Origin of the sequence: Alistipes senegalensis JC50 (genome assembly GCF_025145645.1) — a bacterium.
Lineage (GTDB): Bacteria > Bacteroidota > Bacteroidia > Bacteroidales > Rikenellaceae > Alistipes > Alistipes senegalensis.
In genome coordinates this window covers 2,536,986-2,560,177 of the sequence record NZ_CP102252.1, presented here as the reverse complement: position 1 = coordinate 2,560,177, position 23,192 = coordinate 2,536,986, and the positions used below count along the sequence as shown (strand labels likewise).

Sequence of the window (23,192 nt, the reverse complement as noted above, 5' to 3'; positions counted from 1 at the left end):
TTGTCAGCCGATTGCCACGGCATCTGCGATGCCTCGCAATGACGGGGTGTTTCTTAAATTATTCATGGTTAATTATCAATTAAAAAAATGAATCCTGTCGAATTTCGGCGTCACCTGCATGCGCATCCCGAGCTCTCGTTCCGGGAGCACGGCACGGCGGCGTTCATCGAGCAGCAGCTCACGGAGCTGGGCATCGAGCACCGCCGGATCGCATCCACCGGCGTACTGGCCCGCATCGAGGGCCGCAAGACGCCCGCCGGCGACCGGCGCGCCGTCGTCCTGCGCGCCGACACCGACGCCCTGCCCATCGCCGAGCGGAACGACTGCGCATGGCGGTCGCAGAACGAGGGCGTGATGCACGCCTGCGGCCACGACGTGCACGCCGCGGTGCTGTTCGGGGTCCTGAAAGAGTTCGCCGCGGAGCCCGACTTCCGGGGCACGCTCTTCGGACTGTTCCAGCCCGGCGAGGAGTGCAACCCCGGCGGAGCGTCGCTGGTGCTGGCCGAAAAGCCGTTCGACGGATACGACGTGCGGGCCGTGGTGGGCGAGCACGTCGAACCGCAGCTGGAGGTCGGGACCCTCGGGTTCCGGGCCGGGAAATACATGGCCGCAAGCGACGAACTGCGCTTCCGCATCCACGGCACGGGCGGCCACGGCGCCATGCGCAAGCAGCTCAAAGACCCCGTGGCGGCGGGCGCCGAACTGCTGACGCGCCTCATCGCGCTCAACGGCGAGGAGTGCGTGCTGTCGATCGGCCGCGTGGAGGCCGGCGGGGCGACAAACATCGTCCCCGACGAGGTCTACATGGAAGGGACGCTGCGCACGTTCGACGAACGCGAACGCGGGATCATCCACCGCCGCATCGGAATCATCGCGGCGGACATCGACAAACGCCACGGCGTGCAGACCGACGTGGAGATCGGCCGCGGCTATCCCTGCGTGGTGAACGACGAAACGCTGGTCAAAAAGGCCGTCGCACTGGCCCGGGCCGAAGGGCTCGGCGTGGAGATGCTGCCGCTGCGGACCACGGCCGAGGATTTCGGCTTCTATTGCAGACAATATCCGTCGCTGTTCTACCGGCTGGGCGTGGGCGCCGCAGCCGGACGGCCCCATACGGCGACGTTCTCACCCGACGAAGGGGCCTTGGACGTGGGCATCGGCTTCATGCGCCGCATGGCCCTGCAAATTTTGGAAAAAAGATGAAAAAACAGAACCAACGCTCCGGAAAAGGAGCCCGGAAAACGGACCGCGCATCGGTCATACTGAGCCTGCTGCGCGAATTCCCCAACAATAAATTCTCGCTGAAACACCTCGCTTCGGCGTCGGGAGGCGCCTCGAAGGAGGGCCGCCGCGAAACGCTCGAAATCCTCGACCGCCTCTTCGAAGAGGGGATCGTCGAGGAGTGCGCCCGCGAAAAATACCGCCTCACCCAGAAGCACCTGCCCCACTACGAGGGCGTGGCCGACATGACCCCCTCGGGTTCGGTCTACGTGAAGGTCGAGGGACTGGAAGCCGACATTTTCGTCAACCAGCGCAATGCGGCCAATGCCCTGAACGGCGACCGCGTGGAGGTCGTGGCGATGCACCGCGGCCGCAACGGACAGATGGAGGGAGAGATCACCCGCATCATCGAACGCAACCGCAAGCCCTATGTGGGCGTGGCGGAGGTCGGCGCGCACCAGATCTTCGTGCGGGCCGACTCGCGCCGCATGCCGATGGACATCTACCTCTCGAAGCGCACCTGGCCCGACATCAGGAACGGCGAGAAGGTCGTGGTCCGCATCGTCGATTGGCAGCCCGGGAGCAAGAGCCCCGAAGGCGAGCTGGTCGAACGGCTGGGCATGGCCGGAAACAACGACACGGAGATGCACGCCATCCTCGCGGAATACGAACTGCCCTACCGCTTCGAAACGGAGGTCGAAGAGGCCGCCGAAGCCATCGACGCCCGGGTGACGGGCAAGGAGATCGCCGAACGGCGCGACTTCCGGCAGGTCGTGACCTTCACGGTGGACCCGGCCGACGCCAAGGACTTCGACGACGCGCTGTCGGTGCGTAAAATCAAGGACGGCGTGTGGGAGATCGGCGTGCACATCGCCGACGTGACCCACTACGTGCGGCCCCATTCGGTGATCGACGACGAAGCCGTGGAACGCGGCACGTCGGTCTATCTGGTGGACCGCACCGTGCCGATGCTCCCCGAGCGGCTCTCGAACGAACTCTGCTCGCTGCGCCCCCACGAGACGAGCCTCTGCTTCTCGGCGGTCTTCACCCTCAACGAGAATCTCGAAATCCTCGAAGAGTGGTTCGGCCGCACGGTCATCCACTCCGACCGCCGCTTCACCTACGCCGAGGCGCAGGAGATCATCGAGACGGGCCGCGGGGACTATGCCGAAGAGGTGCTGACCCTCAACCGGCTGGCGCAAGCGCTGCGGGCAGAGCGGTTCAAGAACGGCGCCATCTCGTTCGACCGCGAGGAGGTGAAATTCAAGCTCGACGAGAACGGCAAGCCCCTGGGCGTCTATTTCAAGGAGCAGAAGGAGTCGAACCAGATGATCGAGGAATTCATGCTGCTGGCCAACCGCCGCGTGGCGGAGTTCTGCGGCAAGCGCCGGACCGAAAGCGGCCGCACGACGGCGCGCACGATGGTCTACCGCGTGCACGACTCCCCGAGCGAGGAGAAGCTCGACCGCTTCCGCCAGTTCATCCTCCGCTTCGGGCACATCTTCAAGGCCACGAAGGGCCGCGCCGTGGCCAAGGAGATGAACAAGCTCTTCAAGCAGATCAAGGGCACCACCGAGGAGAACGCCGTCTCGACGATGGCCGTGCGCTCGATGGCCAAAGCCTACTACACGACCGACAACATCGGCCACTACGGACTGGCCTTCCCCTACTACACGCACTTCACCTCGCCCATCCGCCGCTACCCCGACATGATGGTCCACCGCCTGCTGGCCCGCTACCTCGCGGGCGGCAAGTCGGCCGACAAGACCGAGCTGGAGGAGCTCTGCGCACGCGCCTCGGAGCGCGAGGTGGTGGCCGCCGAGGCCGAACGCGCCTCGATCAAGTACAAGATGGTCGAATTCATGAAGGAGCACATCGGCGAGGAGTTCGAAGGGCACATCTCGGGGCTCACGGAATGGGGCGTCTACGTGGAGCTGGACGAAACCCACATCGAGGGCATGTCGTTCCTGCGGGACATCGAGGGCGACTTCTTCCAGTTCGACGAGCAGCTCTACGAGATCATCGGCCGCTCGACGGGCATTCGCCTGACGCTGGGCAGCCCCGTGCGCATCCGCGTGAAGCGCGCCGACCTGCAAAAGCGCCAGCTCGACTTCGAAGTGCTGCTGCCCGATGCCGCAACGCGCCGCGCCGCCGCAGCGTCCGAAGGCCGCGGCAAAGGCCCCAAGGTCCGCACGTCATCGCGCCGCAAAGGCAAATAGGCCGCGCGACGCTCACGACGCAAAAAAGGGAAGCCCTCGGGGCTTCCCTTTTTGCATGCGGGTGTTTCTCTTTAGAAGAGGTTCACGCCGTCGAGCGTGGCGATCAGATAGGTGGCGGCCACCGTCAGAATAGCGTACAGCTCGGGGAAAGCCGCGAGAATCAGCGTCTTACCCATCACGTCGTGACCGTTGCCGATGGCGGCGATACCGTTGGCGCAGACCTTGGCCTGATATACCGAAGCCGCGAGGTTCACCATGCCGACCAGCAGACCGGCGCCGAAGATAGCGGCGCCCTGCACCAGCGTCGGAGCCGTCAGGCCGTTCTGCACCAGGAAGAAGCAGACGAAACCGTAGAGACCCTGCGAACCCGGAAGCGCCGAAAGGATCATGTAGCTACCGAAAGCCCCGCCGTTCTTCTTCATGGCCCCTACTGCGGCCTGACCCGTAATGGCAGTACCGATCGACGAAGCGACGCCTGCCAGGCCCACCATCAGCGCTACGCCGACGTAAGCCAATACCAATGCTGTTGTTTCCATAATGAGTTGAGTTTTTTAATTGTTATTTATTCGTTAGTATCATTCATTTTACGGATGGGATCGAAATTGCGCGGAGCCATTTCGAAACCGGCGTTCTTGTAGAACTCGACGAACGTCAGACGCAGCGGATGCACGAACGACGAGATGGTTGACATGAAGAGGTTGATGCCGTGGCCGATCAGCAGGATCGGAATCATCACCAGCAGCCGCACCACGATTCCCGAGCCCTCGGGCACGAAGCCCGCCGCCAGCGTGTTGAACACCAGCGCCAGCACGCCGCCCGAAAGTCCGATGGCGAACAGACGGATGTAGGAGAGCACGTCGCTGAGCAGTCCCGTGACATTATTATACAGGTCCCACAGCCCCGCGCCGAGATTGATGAGCGGGTTGCGTTTCGGATCGTTCAGCAACAACATCAGCACGGCCCCGATGCCCAGTGCCGCGTAGAAGGCCACCGATCCGGAGGTGAATCCCGGGATGGCGAGCCCCGCCATCGGCAGGCCCACGGCCAGACAGCACGAAACGAGCATGATGAACCACCCCAACTGTCCGAGCGCACGGCTCAGGCCGAAATTGCGGACGGTCATCCAGATATTGAGCGACATGCCGAAAAGGATCTGCACGATGCCGATCACCAGCGCGATGGAGAAGAACTGCCCCTGGAAATTGAAGAATTTCACCGAGGGGAACCACTCCTGCATGTTGATCCCGAAGAACGATCCGCAGAAGAGTCCGAAAGCGACCGTCGCCAGTCCGCACATCGTGGCGAACCACGCCGCGCGGCGCATCATGCCGGGCTTGCGGAACTTATACAGCATGAAAGCCCCCATCAGGGCCAGGATGGCACCGTAGCCGGCGTCGTTCAGGCAGATGCCGAAGAACAGCACGTAGAACGGCGCGAAGAAGGGCGTGAGGTCCATCGTGCCGTATTTCGGCCGGGCGTACATGTCGCCCACCAGCTCGAAATTGCGTGCGAACCAGCCGTTCTTCAGCTTCACGGGCGTCTCGTCCTCGGGCGTGGGGTCGCTCTTGAGGTAGACCACGTTGGGGTACTCCTCCAGCAGGGCATCGACCTTGCCGGAAGTCTCCTTCTCGGCCCAGCCCTCCATGACGACCAATGTGCCGTCGGCGGCCTCCTGTGCCGTGGCCGTCACCTGCACGCCCTGCAAACGCTCCTTCAGCGAGCAGGCGTGCTCCGCGAGCAGCTTCTCCGAAGCGGCCACGCGCGAAAATTCGGCGTCGAGGGCCCGGAGTTTCTTTTCGGCCTCGGCGATGCGGCGCTCCGCCTCGCGGACATCCATCGTCGGGGTCTTCATTTCCTGCGCATCGAGCGTCACCTCCTCGCCGGGCTTCGCCACGACGACGAACCACACCGCTGCATCGGTGCGGCTGACCTCCGAAATCGTATAACACTCCGACCACTCGCCCAGCATCTTGTCGAAGGTGTTGCGCTGGGTGAAGAAATAGCGCAGGACGATGCCCTGTGCGGCGAGCTTCTTCGTGCGCTCCACGTCGAAAGCGCCCCACGGACGCAGCTCCTCGGCGGCCTTCTCCAAGCGGCCGATCTCGGCATGGAGTGCCGCAGCCTGCTGATGCGCAGCGGTGTAGTGCTCATAAGCCTCTCGGCCCGAAGCGAACGGTTCGGCATCCGCCTTGCAACGGCCTTCGGCCCGAAGGGTATTCAGGAACTCCGCGGCCTTCGCGTGGCCCTCGATGTCGAGCAGCAGTTGGCGGTCTTCCTCGGAGGGCTCCCAGCCCGTGGTGGTGATGTCCACCAGGCCGAGTCCGCGCAGCTTCTCGATGAAATCCTCGCTCTGCGCCGCGTAGAGCACAAAGTTGTATTTCGACATTCTGGCTATCATAACATCGCGCCCTCCCCGGCGGCCTGTTGTTTGGTTTTCACGATCTTCTGGGCCGACTTGGAGAGGTTCTCCTCATCCTCCATGAAGCGTTTGATCTTGCGTATGGCGTCCTCGTACCCGGGTATCTGCACCTTTTCGTACAAGTTCACCTTCTGAGTGGTTTTGCGGCGCGCGTGGTCCAGCAGCTCCGTCTTGCGGTCGTAGACCGCGAACTCGATGCCCAGCTGCGCCATGCGCTTGAGGATATCGACTCCGTCGGCGAACCACACCGGAGAGGAGAACAGATCGTAGGGTTTCTCCTCGAATTTCACTTCCTGCAAGACCGGAGTGCGCACACCCGCGATCTTCTGTACCGACAAGTCGATATCGACGACGCGCAAGAGGTCACAATCAAACTCTCCCCAGAGCGACACCATGTAGTCGTACTCGGCCTTCAGGGCATCGAGCCGGCGGCGGCAGTCGTTTGCGGAGTCCTTCGCCTTCTTCACCTCGGAGCGCAGGGCCGATTCCTTACTTTTGATCGTAGGGAGGGCCTTCTGGCGCATTTTCAGCTGTTTGCCGAGGTCGCCGAGCGAGGTCTTGTTATATTGGAATTTGATTGCCATCGCGCGTTACGCCTCCTTCCAGTATTTTTTGATGAGTTCCTCCTTGATGGCGACCTCCTCCTTCGAGAAGTACTTCGCAAAGAGGCTCCACGCCGTGTCGAGCATCTCGGTGATCTCGATGTTGACATCGATCGCAAGCAGTTTCTCCGAGTAGTCGAAGGCGAATTTCAGCGTGCGTTCGTCGTAATCCGAGAGGTCGAAACCGTTCTCCAGCTTGGTCTTGGCATTCGCGGCGTCGGCGTACAGACGCACGCAGGCGTTCATCACCTGCGGATGGTCCTCGCGGGTCTTCTTGCCGATGACGAGCTGTTTCAGACGCGACAGCGAACGGAACGGGTCCACGATGACCTTGCCCGTGTCGGAGTCGTTGCGCAGGAACAACTGGCCCTCGGTGATGTAACCCGTATTGTCGGGGATGGCGTGCGTGATGTCGCCGCCCGAAAGGGTCGTCACGGCGATGATCGTGATCGAACCGCCGTTGGGCAGCTGCACGGCCTTCTCGTAAATCTTCGCCAGGTCCGAGTAGAGCGAACCGGGCATGGAGTCCTTCGACGGAATCTGGTCCATGCGGTTCGACACGATGGCCAGCGCATCGGCGTAGAGCGTCATGTCGGTCAGCAGCACCAGCACCTTTTCGCCTTTATCGACGGCGAAGTACTCGGCGGCGGTCAGCGCCATGTCGGGAACGAGCAGACGCTCGACGGGCGGGTTCTCCGTGGTGTTGACGAACGACACGATGCGGTCCAGCGCTCCGGCGTTCTCGAAGACCGACTTGAAATAGAGGAAGTCGTCGTTCGTAAGACCCATGCCGCCGAGGATGATCTTGTCGGCCTTGGCGCGCAGGGCCACGTTGGCCATCACGGCGTTGTAGGGCTGGTCGGGGTCGGCGAAGAAGGGGATCTTCTGCCCCGTCACGATCGTATTGTTCAGGTCGATGCCGGCGATGCCCGTGGCGATCAGCTCCGAAGGCTGGATACGCCGGAAGGGGTTCACCGTCGGGCCGCCGATCTCGCGGGCCTCGCCCTCGATGATCTCGCCGCCCTCCAGCGGTTCGCCGTAGGCGTTGAAGAAACGCCCGGCGAGGTTGTCCGAGACGCGCAACTTGGGAGGCTCGCCGTGGAAGACGACCTCCGAGTCGGTGGCCAGACCCTCGGTCCCGGCGAAAACCTGCAACGTGACGTTCTCGCCCATAATCTTCACCACCTGCGCCAGCTTGCCGCCGACGGTGGCCAGTTCGTCGTTGCCGACGCCCGTGGCGCGCAGCGTCACGGTAGCCTTGGTGATGTTGTCAATCTTGGTGTATATCTTCTGAAATGCTCGTGTTGTCATGGCTTATTTGGTTTTTTCACTCACATACTGCTCGATCTGCTTGCGGTAATCCTCGAACTTCTCCGACTTCCACTCCGAGTAGTTCATCTGGCGGAAGAGGTTGATAAGGCCCTTGAAGAACTGCGAGCACTCCTCGAAATCGGCGAACGAGAACGACTGGTTGCAGATGCCGAGCACCATCTTGTACATCATCTGCTGGCGTTCGATCGGACAGTTGGCGTCGATGTCGTCGAAAGCGTCCTGTTGCAGGATCACGAAGTCGATCAGCTCCGACTTCCAGAAACGCTCGTGATACTCCACCGGCACGCCGTCGTCGCCCAGGATGTTGATCTGGTCGTTGGCCTCCTTGCCGCGCTGCACGATGGTCTTGCCCGCATAGACGAGGTCCACCCAATCCTTTTCGATCTGACCGTCGAGATACTCGCGGATCTCGGGATATTCGAGGTATTTCGAATAGGACTCCAGCGGGTCGATGGCCGGGTAGCGCTTCGAGTCGGCGCGGCCCTGCGAAAGGGCGTAGAAACAGCGCGCGGCCTTTTTCGTCGATTCGGTCACCGGTTCCTTGAGGTTACCGCCCGCGGGCGACACCGTGCCGAGGAAGGTCACCGAACCGGTACCGCCGCCGACGAGCTTCACCAGTCCGGCGCGCGAGTAGAAGTTCGAGATGATCGCCGAGAGGTCCATCGGGAAGGCGTCCTGACCCGGAAGCTCCTCCAGACGGTTCGACATCTCGCGCAGCGCCTGGGCCCAGCGCGAAGTCGAGTCGGCCATGACCAGCACCTTGAGACCCATCGAGCGGTAGTACTCGCCGATGGTCATACCCGTATAGACCGACGCCTCACGCGCGGCGACGGGCATGTTCGACGTATTGCAGATGATGATCGTGCGCTCCATGAGGTTGTGGCCCGTGCGGGGGTCGATCAACTCGGGGAACTCCTTGAAAATTTCGACCACCTCGTTGGCACGCTCGCCGCAGGCCACCATGATGATGACATCGGCGTCGGCCTGCTTCGAGATGGCGTGCTGGAGCACCGTCTTGCCGGCGCCGAAAGGCCCCGGGATAAAGCCCGTACCGCCCTCGGCCATCGGGTTGAAGGTGTCGATGGCGCGCACGCCAGTGATCATCACCCGCGAGGGGCGCGGCTTCTCGGTGTAGCAGCGCACGGCCTGCTTCACGGGCCATTTCTGCACCATCGTCACGTCGTGATCCCGACCCTCGGCGTCGGTCAGCGTGGCGACCGTGTCGGTCACCTTGTATTTGCCCGCTGCGGCGACGCTCTTGACCGTATAGGTGTCGGTCATCGAGAACGGAACCATGATCTTGTGCATCACCCACTGCTCCTTGACCTCGCCCAGCCACGACGCTGCGGAGACCTTGTCGCCCGCCTTGGCCAGCGGCGTAAACTCCCACTCGGCGGAGAAGTCGATCGGATCGGTGATCGAACCGCGGGCGATGAACAGCCCGTCCATCTTTTCGAGGTCATTCTGCAAACCGTCGTAGTTGCGCGACAAAAGGCCCGGGGCGAGCGTCACTTCGAGCATGTGCCCCTCGAACTCCACCTTGTCGCCGATCTTCAAACCGCGGGTGCTGTCAAAAACCTGGACATAGGCGGCGTCGCCTATGACCTTGATGACCTCGGCCATCATTTTGGTATCCCCCGTCCAGACATAGCAGATCTCGTTCTGGCCCACGGCTCCGTCGGCCTTGACGATCACGATGTTGGAGATGATACCGTTTACACGTCCTGTCGTTTTCATTGTATCTTTTTATTGTTTATTTCTTGTCGATCAGCTCTTTTCCGTCCAGTTCGGCCATCAGGCGGTCGAACATCTCGCGGCCGCGCGCGGCGTCGAGCAGCGTCCAGCGGGCCACGATGTTGATCCGGGCCAGGTAGGAAAGAACGGCGTTAATGTCGAAATAGTCGAACGTGGCCAGCTCCGTGGCTTCGTTCCAGCGCACGAGGTCGATCTTGTGCTCCTTCTCGACGAGGTTCGCCTCGTCGTTCACGGCCGCGATCACCGCGTCGATATAGGGCAACTCGCCCCGCAGTCCGAAATCGGCCGCCGAGCTGCGCTGCAACTGGTCGGCGACATCGCCGCCGCCCACCACGACCTCCTCGACCGCACGCCCCGCGGCACGCGCCGTAACGGCGGCCGACACGTTGCGCAGATTCCGGTCGAAAGCCGACCATTCGCGCAGGAAACGGCTCCCGGCCTTGGCGCACGCGGCGTAGTAGGCACCGAACAGCTCCTTTTCGAAGCGCTGCGCGGTATCGACCGTCTCGGCGTCCTCGCCCTCGGGATCGGCATAGGCCCTCACCACGCGGGCCACCGGTTCGGGCAGCCGCTTCGGGGACTTCAACTCCTCCTCCAGCTCTTCGTGCGTGAGATTGCCCAGCGGATTGTGCGCCGAGCGTCCCGCGCGCAGAGCGGCGATATTCTCGCAGTCGTAGTAGCCGTACAGCAGCCGCACCTCGTGGGCGTCGGCCGCCGTCACCCCCTCCAGAATCTCGGAGACGATGGCCCGGGCGTCGAACCCCTTGGTGTCGGCGTCGAGCGAGTACTCCTTCAGCCCGGCCACCAGACAATAATATTCGGTCGCAAACATAGCGTTACGCCTTAAACAGCAACCGGTAAACCTTGTCGCGCAGATACTCGCCCAACAGCGCCTCGATGTCGGCGTCGGCGAACGAAATGTAGTAGCCGCCCTCCTTGGCGCCCACCTTGAACCCGCTTTTCACCTCCTTCGACCAGCCGACCTCGATGCCGGCGGCCAGCAGCTCCTGGGCGCTCTTGCCGAACGCCTCGTCGAGTTTCTTGCGCTCGTCCTCGGGAAGCAGGGCCTGCAATTCGACCTTGCCCGAATCGGCACCGTTCCAGTTCTTCGCCACGGCGACGAGCATCTCTTTGATGAACGCCGGGTCCACGACGGCCTCCTTCACGCCGCCGGCCGTGGCCTTGGCGATGATCAGCGAGGCGATCTCCTGTTTGATTTTCGACACGGCCTGTTTGCCGGCCAATGCGATCTCGGTCATGGTGTTCTTCTCGACATCCTCGGCTTTCGCCTGCGCCTTCTTCACGATCTCCTCGGCTTCGGCACGGGCCTCGGCAACGATCTTCTGCGCTTCGGCCTTGGCGTCGGCGACCAGCTTGTCGGCCTCGGCACGGCCTTTCTCCAGCCCTTCGTCGTAGAGCTTCTGGGTCAACTGTTGCAGTTTGTTTTCCATAGCGTTATATTTGTTTGATTATCGTTTTTTCTTTTAACGCACAAATATATAAAAGATTATCAAAAAAACGGGGTACTGAACAGCAATTTATCCCTTTTTGACAAAATTCAGGAAGAAATGTGCGAGCCTTGCGGAACGGAGGCCGGGCCCCGGGAGGCGGTCTTCGGCCCGGCGGGCGGCCTCATTCACCGAAAGTCTTTCTGAAAAATACGGACCGGAGCGTCCCGCTCCTGCGGTAAGGACCGAATGTGTCCGCGAACGGGAGCACGAAAACCCCACCCGCCCCGATCAAGAGCCGGCGGGGTTTTCATACGGTCCCGCACCCGGCGCGGCCGCGCCACGCGAAACCGTCAGTCGAAGGACGAAACGAACGGTTTGGGACGAGGCATGGTCTCCTCGGTTATCCGCCCGAAATCGAAAATTTATCCGACGGTCCAACCGAAGAAAAAACGACGCCCCCGCTTTTCATGCCGGAATCCACAGCCTGAAAAACGGGGACATTCTCTTTCAAGGGCGATGCCGCTCAGCACGAACGGCACCCGGCCCGGAAGCTACTGGTGCTGAGGGCGCAGGAGGTCCTGCACCACCTTGACGGGCGAGAAGGTCGTGATCGGCACATCGACGAAGACCGTGTTCCAGCGGGCCATCGCGCCGTTCCACAACCCCGGAAGCTCCTGGGCCCGCAGGTCGCGGCCGCCCGCCGATTTCGACGAGATGAAGCCCGTCGAGGGGTCGGTGTATTTGCGCAGGTCGAATTTCCGGCCCTTCGAATCGCGCACGCCGCAGACGATGTCCACGGGATTGAAATGCGTGGCCGACTGCATCAGCGGCAGGTCGTCGGGCGAAATCTGGCTCGACTCGGCGATCTGCAACGACTCGGTGCCGTCGGGATTCCCGACCCAGAAGGGCCCGCCGCCCGGCTCGCCCTCGTTGCGGACCATGCCGCAGACGCGGATCGGACGGTCCAGCACGGCGCGCAGCAACGCCGAATCGTAGTCGGCGGGGAGCTTCACGCAAAGCTGTTTTTCGATGAATTCGGCGATGGGTTCCAGCTCGGCGCCGCCCACTTCGAGCGCCTTGAGGTATTCGAAAGAACGCTCTTCGAGGTCGAGCAGAATGCCCGCAAGCACCTTTTTATAACGGATCGTGTCGCCGCGCCGGGCGTCGGTCGTCACGTTGTCGATATTCTTGATGAAGATCAGGTCGGCGTCGATCTCGTTCAGGTTCTCGATCAGCGCCCCGTGGCCCGCGGGACGGAACAGCAGCGTGCCGTCGTCCTGCCGGAAAGGCGTGTTGTCGGGATTCACGGCGATGGTGTCGGTCGCCGGCTTCTGCACCGAGAACGAGATGTCGTAACGGATGCCGAAGCGTTTTTCATAGAACGGCACCTTCTCGGCGAGCAGCTCCTCGAATCCGGCGACGTGCTCGGGTGAGACGGTGAAATGGATGCGCGCCACACCCTTCGCGGCGGCATAGGTCGCCCCCTCGACCAGATGCTCCTCGACGGCCTTGCGGGCCCCCTCGGGATAGGCGTGGAAGGTGACCAGCCCCTTGGGCTTGCGGCCGTAGTTCAGACCGTCGTTCACGATGGCGCTGACGACCGTCCGGTCGTCGGCCCCGGCCGGAAGCACGGCTTTCAGCTCGGGCCAGAAGGCGAATTTCTCGATATTTTCCAGCAGGGTGTCGATGCCCTTGCCGCGCTTGCCGTCGTTGACGAACCCGAACAGCTCCTTGAACATGCGCGTCGCGGCGCCCGAGGCGGGCACGAACTTCACGATGCCCAGACGCCCGGCGGCAGCCTCGTAACGGGCCGCGGTCTCGTCGGCCTGCGCCCGATCGACCACCGTCACGCCGTCGCCCGGCGAAGCGGCCCGCACGACGTTCAGAAAAGGAAATCCGCGGCGGAAATTCTCCAGCTGGGTTTCGACCTGTCCGAGGGTGAGGCCGTGGCCGGCGATCTGTTGTAAATCCTGTTGAGTAAACATAGGTTATCGGTTTTGTGGCATAAATATACGAAATATTTGCGTAACTTTGCGCATCATGATCCGAGAATTTCACCAAATCAGCCTGCGCACGCGCAACAGCTTCGGCGTCGATCAGCAGGCCGCGCGCCTCGTCGAATTCGAAACGCCCGAAGACCTGAACACGCTCTTCGCCGCAGGGATTCCTGAAAAATGGACGGTCCTGGCCGGAGGCAACAACATCCTCTTCACCCGGGACTACGACGGCGTGCTCCTGACTCCCGTCGCCCGGGGGATCACCCTCCTGAGCGACGACGGCGACGAGGTCCGCGTGCGGGCCGATGCGGGCGTCGAGTGGGACGATCTGGTGGAATGGGCCGTCGGACGCGGACTGTGGGGCATCGAGAACCTCTCGCTGATCCCCGGCAAGGCGGGCGCGGCGCCGGTGCAGAACATCGGGGCCTACGGCTGCGAGGCGAAGGACGCGATCCGCCGGGTCGAGATGTACTGCGTCGAGACGGGCGCAATGCTGACGCTCGACGCCGCGCACTGCGGATTCGGATACCGCGAGAGCGTCTTCAAACACGACCTGAAAGGGCGGGTGATCATCACCGCCGTCGAGATCGCCCTCACGCACACGCCCCGGCCCCGGCTGGGCTACGGCGACGTGGAGCGCGAGGTCGAGGCCCGCGGCGGAGCGACGCTGCGCAACATCCGCGAAGCGATCTGCGCGATCCGCCGCGCGAAGCTCCCCGACCCGGCCGTGCTGGGCAACGCGGGCAGCTTCTTCAAGAATCCGGTGGTCGGGGCGGCCGTGGCGGAACGCCTGCTCGCGGAGTATCCCGACATGCCGCACTACCCCGCTCCCGAAGGCCGCGTGAAGCTGGCCGCCGGGTGGCTGATCGACCGGGCCGGGATGAAAGGCCGCCGCAAGGGGGCCGTGGGGGTCCACGAACGGCAGGCGCTGGTGCTGGTGAACCACGGCGGCGCCACGGGCGGCGAGGTGATCGCCTTCGCGCACGAGGTGCAGGAGCGGGTCCGCGAGAAATTCGGCATCGAAATAGATACGGAGGTTAACATCTTATAATAATATATGAACCTGATCGAAACGTTCCAGCGCTACATCGAAGAGAACAGCCTCGCCACGCACGACGACCGCATCCTGCTGACCGTCTCGGGCGGCGTGGACTCGATGGTGATGCTCTCGCTGTTCACCCGCTGCGGCTACCGGGTGGGCGTTGCCCACTGCAACTTCCAGCTGCGGGGCACGGAGAGCGACGAGGACGAAGTGCTGGTGGAAGAGGAGGCGAAAAAATACGGCGTGGAGTTCTACAACAAGCGCTTCGAGACCAAGGCCGAGATGGAGCGCACGGGCGAGTCGATGGAGATGGCGGCCCGGCGGCTGCGCTACGCCTGGTTCGACGCCCTGAGCCATGAGCACGGCTATACGGCCGTGGCCATCGCCCACCACGCCGACGACTCGATAGAGACCTTTTTCATCAACCTGCTGCGCGGCACCGGGCTGCGGGGACTGACGGGCATCTCGACCCAGGTGGGGAAGATCATCCGCCCGCTGCTGTTCGCCTCGCGCCGGGAGATACTCGAATACGCCGTGCAGAACCGCATCCCCTTCCGGGAGGATTCGTCGAACCGCTCGACCAAATACCTGCGCAACAAGATCCGGCTGGGGCTCATCCCCCGCATCCGCGAGATCAACCCCAAGTTCACGAGCCTGATGAGCCGCAACCTCGCGCGGCTGACCGACGCCCAGCTGTTCATCAACCACGGCATCGAGCGCATCCGCGGCGAGGCGGTCACGTCGGAGGCGGGGATCGACACGATCCGCCTCGACCGGATCGACCCGGCGTTCCCGCAGGGGTTCGTGATCTACGAACTCCTCAGTTCGGGATACGGGTTCAAGGGCGACGTGATCGACTCGCTGTGCCACGCCCTCGAACAGGGGGCCACGGGACGGCGGTTCTACGCCCGGGAGCACGTGGCCTGCATCGACCGCGGACGAATCGTCGTGGCGCCGGTCGCCCCCGACGACGCGTGTCTCACGACGGTGCCGAAAGGAGCCCTGCGCAGCTACTGCGGCAACTCGGTGCTCTACTACGAATACTGCGACATCGACACGATCAAGAATTTCGGCGTCCCGGAGCACATCGCGCAGATAGACGCCGACCGGCTGCAATTCCCGCTCACGCTCCGCCGCTGGCAGGAGGGCGACTGGTTCGTGCCCTTCGGCATGACGGGCCGCAAGAAGGTGTCGGACTTCCTCGTCGATGCCAAAGTCTCCGTGGCCGAGAAACAGCGGCAGTTCGTGCTCGTGTCGGGCGGCGAAATCGCGTGGCTCGTCGGCCGCCGCATCGACGACCGCTACCGGCTGACGTCCGAAACGGAAAACGTGCTGCGCATCACCAAAGAGATCGTTTAAGAGATGGCAAAAAGCACCGTAAAGTTCAAGGACTCCGTCGCCGAATACGAGCGGATCGCCGCCGAGATCGCGGCGCGCCGGTTTTCGGGCATCTACCTGCTGATGGGCGAGGAGAGCTATTTCATCGACGCCCTCGCGGAGCAGCTGGCGGCGACGATTCTCGACGAGGCGTCGCGGGCCTTCAACCAGATCACCGTCTACGGACGCGACTCCGAGGCGGGGCAGATCATCAACCTCTGCCGCCAGATGCCCATGATGGGGTCGTATCAGGTGGTGATCCTCAAAGAGGCCCAGCAGCTCAAAGGGCTCGACAAACTCTCGCTCTACACCCAGAAGCCCTCGCCCACGACCGTCCTCGTGATCTGCCACAAGGAGAAGAACGCCGACAAGCGTTCGGCTTTCTACAAGGGGTGCGCGGCGAACGGCACGGTGCTGGAATCGGTGCGGCCGCGCGACTACGAAATCGCGGCGTGGTTGCAGCAGTTCATCCGGAAACAGGGGCTGACGATCGACGCCAAGGCGCTGTCGATGCTGACCGACCACCTGGGGACCGACATCGCCAAAATCTCCAACGAGCTGAAAAAACTCACCGTGTCGATGCCCGAGGGGGTGAAGCGCATCACCGACGCCGACATCGAGGCCAACATCGGCATCTCGAAGGATTTCAACAATTTCGAGCTGTGCAAGGCCGTGGCCACCAAGGACATGGGCCGCGCGCTGATGATCGCCGACCACTTCGCCCGCAACCCCAAGGACAACCCGCTGCTGCTGACGGTCATGGCGCTGTTCGGACAGTTCCGCGACATCTTCGTCGTCAACTACCTGCGCTGGCTCGCGCAGCATCGGGGAAAGCCCTTTCCGCCGGACACGGAGCTGATGCGCATCCTGCGCAAAAACAACGTCTACGTCCTCGGGGAGATCAAACAGAACGCCGCGGCGTGGAACAACCGCAAGGTGTTCAACATCCTGGGGCTGCTGCGCGAATACGACGCCAAGAGCAAGGGGCTCAACGCCGGAGGAGCTCCGGACGGCGAGCTGCTGCGCGAACTGCTGCTGAAAATCTTCCTGCTTTGACGGAGCTCTACCTATATCAGACGGTCCACCTCGCCCGGGGCCGCGCCCGCAATGCGGAGGCGCACGCCGCACAGCTCGACGCCGCATCGCGCGAGCTGTTCGGCCGGGGATATGCACCCGCACGCCTCGCGGCCCGCATCGAGGCCCTCGCCGCCGCGGAACGCTATCCGACGGGGGTGTCGGGATTCGTGCGCATCGAATTGGGGGCCGACGGCGAGGAGCGTCTCACCCCCGCGGGGGTGTCGCTCTACGACGGCTACGCTCTCCGGAGCCTCCAGCCCGAGGCCGTGACGCTCCGCTACGACCTGCCGCTCACCGAGGCCCCGACCTCGGCCCGCGAAGCGGCGGCGCAGCTGGCCCGCCGTATGGCGGAGCACGCGGGAGCCGATGTCGCCGTGCGTTGCGACCGGGAGGGAATCCTCCGCGAAGCCGACGACGCCCCGCTGTTCGCCGTCGCGGGACACACGGTGCTGGCGGCCCCCGGCACGCAGAGCGTCGAACGGGAACTGGCCGTGCGGGCCGTACGGGCCGCGGGGCTGGAGCTGCGCGAGGAGCCTTTCGGATGCGGGGAGCTGCCGCGGATCGACGAACTCTTCTTCGCCGACCACCGGGGCATCACCGCCCTCGCACGCTGCGACGGGCAGCCGCTGATGTCGCTCATCGCCGAGCGCATCGCCCTCGTCATGGAGGGGCTGTTTCCGAAAAAATAGAAACCGCACCGGCCCCTTCCGTCGTACCTTTCGGGCAACCAAATCCCGAAAACCATGAAAAAATACCTCGTGCTCTACGCCGTCGCCGTGACGGCGTTGTTCGTATGCTCCCACCGCCGCTACTGCGCCGAAAACCGGCGCCTCGTCCAGAACCAGACCGCTCTCACCGCCGAGGTCGCGCACTACCGCACGCAGGCCGGGCAGGAGGCCGCCTCGGCGCAGGTCCTGCGGCTGCGGTGCGGGGAGTTCGAAGCCCTGCGTGCGGCCGATGCCGAAGAGATCCGCCGGCTGAGGCTCAAAATCCGCCGGCTGGAGGCCGCCGCAAAGACCGTGACGGCCACCGAAGCCGAAATCCGCACGCCGCTGCGCGACACCGTCGTCGTCCGGTCCGGCGACCCGCACCCCGTGCGCGATTCGGTGCGGCTGTTCCGCTGGCGCGATCCGTGGGTCACCGTCGAGGGGCGCATCGGACACGACTCGGCCGTGTGCCGCATCCGCAGCATCGACACCCTGCGGCAGGTGGTCCACCGCATCCCCCGCCGCTTCCTCTTCATCCGCTGGGGCACGAAGGCGCTCCGGCAGGAGATCGTCTCGACGAACCCCCACACGCGGATCGTCCACGCCGAATACGTGAAAATCGAACGGTGAGGCGCAAGGACGCCGAACGAATAAAACGGAAAAACCTGCGGGTATTTCCGTTTTTTTCCTACCTTTGGGGGCGGTGCCGTAACGGCCTCTTCAGGAGAGCGGAGCGTTTTGCAGAACCGGACAGCGATTCGGTTTTGAACCCATCCGACTTTTTCGTACCTTTGGAGCCGGTGCCGTAACGGCACTTTTAACAGTCGGGGCGTTTGCAAGAACCGGACAGCGATCCGGTTTCGAACCCATTCGACTTTTTAGCACCTTTGACAATTATGGAAAGGACAGCCATATTCCCCGGGTCGTTCGACCCGTTCACACGCGGCCACGCCGCGCTGGTCGAAGAGGCGCTGAATCTCTTCGACCGCGTGGTGATCGGCATCGGCAACAACACCTCCAAACAGGGGCTGCTGACGGTCGAGAACCGCAAACGGCTCATCGACGACGTATTCCGCAACGAAGAGCGCGTGGAGGCCCGCGTCTACACCGGGCTGACGGGCGAATTCGCCGAGACGATGGGCGCCTGCGCCATCATCCGCGGCGTGAGGAACACCACCGACTTCGAATACGAACGCACGATGGAGTCCACCAACCACCGCATCTACCCCGACATCACGACCGTCATGCTCTTCACCCCCTCGCCCGTGGCCGACATCTCGTCATCGACCGTGCGCGAGGTGCTCTCGTTCGGCCGCAACGTCGAGGAGTTCATGCCCGAAGGAATAGACATCAACAAGTATCTATGAAAACCGCAGTCCGGCCCTCAGGGAGGGAGATGGCGTACCTTCCTCCCGGTCGGCACGGTAAGATTCGATACGGACAAAGGAACGAACTGAAATACGAACTAACAATATACGCTTTATGATGGAATTTTCAGCTGAAATGATCGCCGGATTTCTGGGCGGCGAAATCGTCGGCGACAAAAACGCCAAGGTGCACACCGTTTCGTCGATCGAGGAGGGCAAGGCCGGATCGCTGAGCTACCTCACCAATCCCAAATACGAACAGTTTCTCTACACCACGGGCGCGTCGATCGTGCTGGTCGATCGGGCCTTCACGCCCTCGCAGCCGGTGGCTGCGACGCTCGTCAAGGTGGACGACGCCGGGGCCTGCGTCCTGAAGCTCCTCGAAATGTACAACGCCGCCAAACCCCGCCGCAAGGGAATCAGCGACCGCGCGTCGGTAGCGCCCGAAGCCGAGGTGGGCGACGAGTGTTACATCGGCGACTTCGCGGTCGTCGAGGAGGGCGTGCGCATCGGCAAGGGGTGTCAGATCTATCCGCAGGTCTACCTCGGACGCGGCGTCACCGTCGGCGACAACACCGTACTCTACCCCGGGGTGAAGATCTACGAAGGGTGCGCCGTGGGCGCGAACTGCATCCTGCACGCCGGCGTGGTGATCGGCGCCGACGGTTTCGGATTCATGCCCAATGCGCAGGGAGGCTTCGACAAGATTCCCCAGCTGGGCAACGTCGTCATCGAAGACGACGTGGAGATCGGCGCCAACACCTGCATCGACCGCGCCAAGACCGACTCGACCGTCATCCGCCGCGGCGTGAAGCTCGACAACCTGATCCAGATCGGCCACAACGTGCAGATCGGCGAGAACACCGTGTCGTCGGCCCAGACCGGCATTGCGGGAACTTCGAAAGTCGGCCGCAACTGCATCCTCGCGGGACAGGTGGGCATCGCCGACCACGTCGTGATCGGCGACCGCGTGAAGATCGGCTCGAAGAGCGGACTCGACAAGGACGTTCCCGACGACGAAATCCGCTTCGGATACCCCGCCCTCCCGGGCATGCAGTACCACCGTTCGGCAGCCGTGTTCAAACGCCTGCCCGAACTGGAAAAGCAGGTCCGTGCGCTGGAAAAACGACTCGCAGAACTCACCAAAAACCAATAAGTCATGAAAAAGATCCTGATCCTCGCAGCGGCGGCCGCCGTGCTGTGCAGCTGCGGAAACAAAAACAAATACACCGTCGAGGGGACCGTCGCCGGCGCCAACGACAAAGTATACCTGCTCGACGAAGAGGATACCGTCCTCGACTCGGCGGTCGTCAAAAACGGCAAATTCCGCCTCTCGGGCATCGCCGAAGCTCCGGCCGTGGCGATCCTGCGCGACGCCCGCGACCAGGGTGCGACGTTCGCCGCGATGCTGATCCTCGAACCGGGACGGATCACCGTGAGCGACGATGCGGAAAATGCCTACCGCAAGAAGGTGACGGGCACGCCGGCCAATGACGCCAGCGACGCCTATGCCGCGGCCAGCCACGCGCTGGTCAACGAGTTCCGCGACGAGGCCACCGGCGAAGAACGCCGCGCCGCGATCGAAAAGGAGTACGACCAGCTGACCCGCACGACGATGGAGCAGAACCGCACGAATCTCTTCGGCGCACTGCTGCTGGCTCAGCAGCTGGGATACGAGCTTTCGGGACAGGAGCTGCTGGACGAAATCGCCCTCTTCCCCGAGGAGCTGCAACGGAACAGCGTGCTCGAATCGCTCAAAGAGAGCGCCGAACAGAAGATCAGAACCGATGTGGGACAGCCCTACACCGACGTAGCACAACCCGATGCCGAGGGGCAGGAGGTGTCGCTCAAATCGGTCGTCGAAAACCCGGCGAACAAATACGTCCTGCTCGACTTCTGGGCTTCGTGGTGCGGGCCCTGCATGGGCGAAGTTCCCCACCTGAAAAAGGCTTACGACGAGTTCCACAAAAAGGGATTCGAGATCTACGGCGTATCGTTCGACAAGGACCGTGAGAAATGGCTCGAAGCCATCGACCGCAACGGCATGAACTGGGTGCACGTCAGCGAGGTGAACGGATTCGACAACCAGGCCGCCCGGGATTACGCCGTGCAGGGGATTCCGTCGAACTTCCTGATCGCCGCCGACGGCACGATCGTCGCCAGAAACCTCCGCGGCGAAGCGCTTTACGGGAAGATCGCCGAACTGTTGGCCCGATAGAAAACCGACAGTCACACACCCCTCCGTTCCGTTTCGGCGGAACGGAGGGGTTTTCGCAACACAGGATTTCAGCACTTGAAACCTTCGGAAAAATACAGGATCATGGGCATCGACCCCGGCACGAATTACATGGGTTACGGCGTGCTGGAGGTCGAAGGACGCACGGTACGCTCCGTCGTGCTGGGCGACATCGACCTGCACAAGCTTCCGGACCCCTACGCCAAACTGCGCTATATCTTCGAGCGGGTCGGGGTGCTGATCGACGAATACGCCCCGCACGAAGTGGCGCTGGAGTCGCCGTTCTTCGGCGAGAACGTGCAGTCGATGCTTAAACTGGGACGTGCTCAGGGGGTGGCGATGGCGGCTGCGCTGAGCCGCGGGATCGACGTATTCGAATACGCTCCGATGCGCATCAAACAGTCGATCACCGGCCGCGGATCGGCCGCCAAGGAGCAGGTCGCCTCGATCGTCTGCCGCACGCTCACCATCGACCGGCCCCCCAGGCGTCTCGACGCCACGGACGGCATGGCCGTCGCGCTGTGCCACTATTTCACCACGGCCAGTCCGATCCAGGCCGCATTGGGCAGCGAACGGGTGAAAGGTCTCGGCGGCGGCAAGAAAGCCGCCTCGAAGAAGGGTTCGCAAAGCTGGGAACAGTTTCTAAAAAAGAACCCCGACCGGGAGATCAAATAAAACCGTCCCCGAAGCGAACTTCCGCACTATTTCTCTTCTCCGCCCTGCCGTGCAGCTGCGGCGGTCCCCTTTCAGACAAGGCGGACACGCTCCGACGAGCAGCCGCTTTCGAAAGCGGCTGCGAGAAAAGCCCGGGCAGGATCTTTTTCAAACGGCTGATAATCCGAACAATGGCTTTCGGAGTGGTTTTCGGAATCCGGTCGAATTATTTTTTTCGGTAAAATTTCCGCACGATTATTTGCGTGTTTCGGATTTTTGCCCTACATTTGCAATCGCAATTCGGCACCGTAGCTTAATTGAATAGAGCATCTGACTACGGATCAGAAGGTTACAGGTTTGAGTCCTGTCGGTGTCACAAGCAAGAGGCCATACAGAGGCCGCGATCAGGCAGTTACAGTGATGTAACTGCTTTTTTTATCGCAAAACGGTAAAAAAACATGCCTCCGTCAAGGCCCGGAGATTTTCACCCCCGAATTTTTCCGTTTCACCGGCAGAACACAGGCAATCCGCACCGGAAGCCGTAACTTTGGATTTCAACAGGCTGTTTTGCCGGCACCGATCGCGGACAAAACAGCATTTTATCGTATCTTTGCATACGACTCTCAACGCAAACCTTACTCTCTGATATGAACAAAAAGAAAAAATGGATCATTACGGCCGTTATTCTCGTGGTATTCTGCCTGGCTCTGGGCCTCTATAACCTCATGAACGGCAAAGGAGCCGCCGAGCCCGATGCCGATGCCGCGGTCGTCCCGCGCCGGGCGAGCATCCTGAACGTCAACGGGCTCGTCATACGCCCCCAGCAGCTGACCGACGGGATCACCACCGTAGGCAACCTGCTGCCCGACGAGGAGGTGGACCTCTCGTTCGAGACCTCGGGCAAGATCGTGGCGATCAATTTCAGGGAGGGCACCGCCGTCAAAAAAGGCGACCTGCTGGCCAAGGTGAACGACCAGCCGCTGCTGGCCCAGTTGCGCCGCTACGAGGCGCAGCTCAAATTGGCCGAGGACCGCGTATACCGCCAGAGCGCCCTCCTGGAGAAAGACGCCGTCAGCCAGGAAGCCTACGAACAGGCCCGCACGGAGCTGGCGACGCTCAACGCCGACATCGACATTGTGAAATCGAACATCGCGCTCACGGAGCTTCGCGCACCGTTCGACGGCGTGATCGGCCTGCGGAACGTCAGCGAGGGCGCCTACGCCTCGCCGAACGTCGTGGTGGCCAAACTGGCCAAGATACAGCCGCTGAAAATCGACCTTTTCGTCCCGGAACGCTACGCCAATCAGATCAAACCCGGCACGAAGCTCTCGTTCACGGTCGATGGACAGCAGGCGACTTTCCAGGGCGCGGTCTACGCCACCGAATCGAAAATCGACCTGGCGACGCACACTTTCGCCGTGCGCGCCCACTACTCCAATGCACAGGGACGGCTGCTGCCGGGCCGCTTCGTCACGGTGCAGATCCGCCTGCACGACATTCCCGACGCCATCGCCGTGCCGACCGAAGCCATCGTTCCCGAGATGGGCGTGGACAAGGTCTACCTCTGCAAAGGGGGCCGGGCGCACGCCGTGGAGGTGACGACCGGCCTGCGGACCGACGCCGAAATACAGATACTCGAAGGACTCAGCGTCGGCGACACGCTCATCACCTCCGGAACCCTCCAGCTGCGCGAGGGTCTGCCCGTCAAACTCGACACCGTCGAATAAACCGTCCGC

The 23,192-nt window shown here is 62.5% G+C and carries 20 protein-coding genes and 1 tRNA gene; 13 read left to right on the top strand and 8 right to left on the bottom strand.

Annotated elements, in window-relative coordinates; all coding sequences use genetic code 11:
* The first annotated feature begins 87 nt into the window (after window positions 1-87).
* Entirely contained in the window at window positions 88-1,203 is a 1,116-nt protein-coding gene (locus NQ519_RS10045) for a M20 family metallopeptidase (protein ID WP_019151280.1), read from the top strand.
* Window positions 1,200-3,440 carry a ribonuclease R gene (gene rnr / locus NQ519_RS10040; protein WP_019151281.1) on the top strand — a complete coding sequence of 747 codons (2,241 nt, stop codon included), beginning with the start codon at window positions 1,200-1,202 and terminating at the stop codon, window positions 3,438-3,440. Before NQ519_RS10045 ends, rnr begins: the two co-directional genes overlap by 4 nt.
* 71 nt (window positions 3,441-3,511) lie before the next feature.
* Here rnr and NQ519_RS10035 read toward each other — a convergent pair whose 3' ends face one another.
* From NQ519_RS10035 to NQ519_RS10000, 8 genes are all read right to left on the bottom strand, one after another.
* Complete coding sequence (locus NQ519_RS10035) at window positions 3,512-3,976, bottom strand: ATPase (RefSeq protein WP_044118758.1); 465 nt, start codon at window positions 3,974-3,976, stop codon at window positions 3,512-3,514.
* Between the two features lie 26 nt (window positions 3,977-4,002).
* Entirely contained in the window at window positions 4,003-5,826 is a 1,824-nt protein-coding gene (locus NQ519_RS10030; RefSeq protein ID WP_019151283.1) for a V-type ATP synthase subunit I, read from the bottom strand.
* Window positions 5,827-5,834: 8 nt separating this feature from the next.
* Window positions 5,835-6,443, bottom strand: coding sequence for a V-type ATP synthase subunit D (locus NQ519_RS10025; RefSeq protein WP_019151284.1), 609 nt, complete (start codon window positions 6,441-6,443; stop codon window positions 5,835-5,837).
* Between the two features lie 6 nt (window positions 6,444-6,449).
* Window positions 6,450-7,772, bottom strand: a complete 1,323-nt coding sequence (locus tag NQ519_RS10020) for a V-type ATP synthase subunit B (protein ID WP_019151285.1) — start codon at window positions 7,770-7,772, stop codon at window positions 6,450-6,452.
* Between the two features lie 3 nt (window positions 7,773-7,775).
* Window positions 7,776-9,530 (bottom strand): V-type ATP synthase subunit A, encoded by a 1,755-nt coding sequence (locus tag NQ519_RS10015; protein WP_019151286.1) that lies wholly within the window; start codon window positions 9,528-9,530, stop codon window positions 7,776-7,778.
* A gap of 16 nt (window positions 9,531-9,546) precedes the next feature.
* Complete coding sequence (locus NQ519_RS10010; protein WP_019151287.1) at window positions 9,547-10,380, bottom strand: DUF2764 family protein; 834 nt, start codon at window positions 10,378-10,380, stop codon at window positions 9,547-9,549.
* 4 nt (window positions 10,381-10,384) lie between these two features.
* The gene (locus NQ519_RS10005) at window positions 10,385-10,999 is read right to left on the bottom strand and encodes a hypothetical protein (RefSeq protein ID WP_019151288.1); all 615 of its coding nucleotides are present in this window, start codon (window positions 10,997-10,999) and stop codon (window positions 10,385-10,387) included.
* Window positions 11,000-11,550: 551 nt separating this feature from the next.
* The gene (locus NQ519_RS10000) at window positions 11,551-12,984 is read right to left on the bottom strand and encodes a DUF4301 family protein (RefSeq protein WP_019151289.1); all 1,434 of its coding nucleotides are present in this window, start codon (window positions 12,982-12,984) and stop codon (window positions 11,551-11,553) included.
* 55 nt (window positions 12,985-13,039) lie between these two features.
* Between NQ519_RS10000 and murB the strand changes: the two genes are divergently transcribed.
* From murB to NQ519_RS09945, 11 genes are all read left to right on the top strand, one after another.
* Entirely contained in the window at window positions 13,040-14,047 is a 1,008-nt protein-coding gene (gene murB / locus NQ519_RS09995) for a UDP-N-acetylmuramate dehydrogenase (protein WP_026076641.1), read from the top strand.
* A 6-nt stretch (window positions 14,048-14,053) separates the two neighbouring features.
* Entirely contained in the window at window positions 14,054-15,397 is a 1,344-nt protein-coding gene (tilS, locus tag NQ519_RS09990) for a tRNA lysidine(34) synthetase TilS (RefSeq protein ID WP_019151291.1), read from the top strand.
* A 3-nt stretch (window positions 15,398-15,400) separates the two neighbouring features.
* Window positions 15,401-16,471 carry a DNA polymerase III subunit delta gene (holA, locus tag NQ519_RS09985; RefSeq protein WP_019151292.1) on the top strand — a complete coding sequence of 357 codons (1,071 nt, stop codon included), beginning with the start codon at window positions 15,401-15,403 and terminating at the stop codon, window positions 16,469-16,471.
* A complete protein-coding gene (locus NQ519_RS09980) occupies window positions 16,468-17,181 on the top strand; it encodes an aminotransferase class IV (protein ID WP_019151293.1) in 714 nt (237 codons plus the stop codon). Before holA ends, NQ519_RS09980 begins: the two co-directional genes overlap by 4 nt.
* 54 nt (window positions 17,182-17,235) lie before the next feature.
* Complete coding sequence (locus NQ519_RS09975) at window positions 17,236-17,829, top strand: DUF6549 family protein (RefSeq protein ID WP_019151294.1); 594 nt, start codon at window positions 17,236-17,238, stop codon at window positions 17,827-17,829.
* Window positions 17,830-18,095: 266 nt separating this feature from the next.
* Window positions 18,096-18,566 carry a pantetheine-phosphate adenylyltransferase gene (gene coaD, locus NQ519_RS09970; protein WP_019151295.1) on the top strand — a complete coding sequence of 157 codons (471 nt, stop codon included), beginning with the start codon at window positions 18,096-18,098 and terminating at the stop codon, window positions 18,564-18,566.
* A 115-nt stretch (window positions 18,567-18,681) separates the two neighbouring features.
* Window positions 18,682-19,722 carry a UDP-3-O-(3-hydroxymyristoyl)glucosamine N-acyltransferase gene (gene lpxD / locus NQ519_RS09965; protein ID WP_026076642.1) on the top strand — a complete coding sequence of 347 codons (1,041 nt, stop codon included), beginning with the start codon at window positions 18,682-18,684 and terminating at the stop codon, window positions 19,720-19,722.
* Between the two features lie 3 nt (window positions 19,723-19,725).
* Window positions 19,726-20,784: a TlpA disulfide reductase family protein gene (locus NQ519_RS09960; RefSeq protein WP_019151297.1), complete on the top strand. Its 1,059-nt coding sequence runs from the start codon at window positions 19,726-19,728 to the stop codon at window positions 20,782-20,784.
* A gap of 102 nt (window positions 20,785-20,886) precedes the next feature.
* Entirely contained in the window at window positions 20,887-21,477 is a 591-nt protein-coding gene (ruvC, locus tag NQ519_RS09955; protein WP_026076643.1) for a crossover junction endodeoxyribonuclease RuvC, read from the top strand.
* Between the two features lie 281 nt (window positions 21,478-21,758).
* A tRNA-Arg gene (locus NQ519_RS09950) sits at window positions 21,759-21,832 on the top strand.
* Between the two features lie 271 nt (window positions 21,833-22,103).
* Window positions 22,104-23,183: an efflux RND transporter periplasmic adaptor subunit gene (locus NQ519_RS09945; protein ID WP_019151299.1), complete on the top strand. Its 1,080-nt coding sequence runs from the start codon at window positions 22,104-22,106 to the stop codon at window positions 23,181-23,183.
* Window positions 23,184-23,192: the final 9 nt, after the last annotated feature.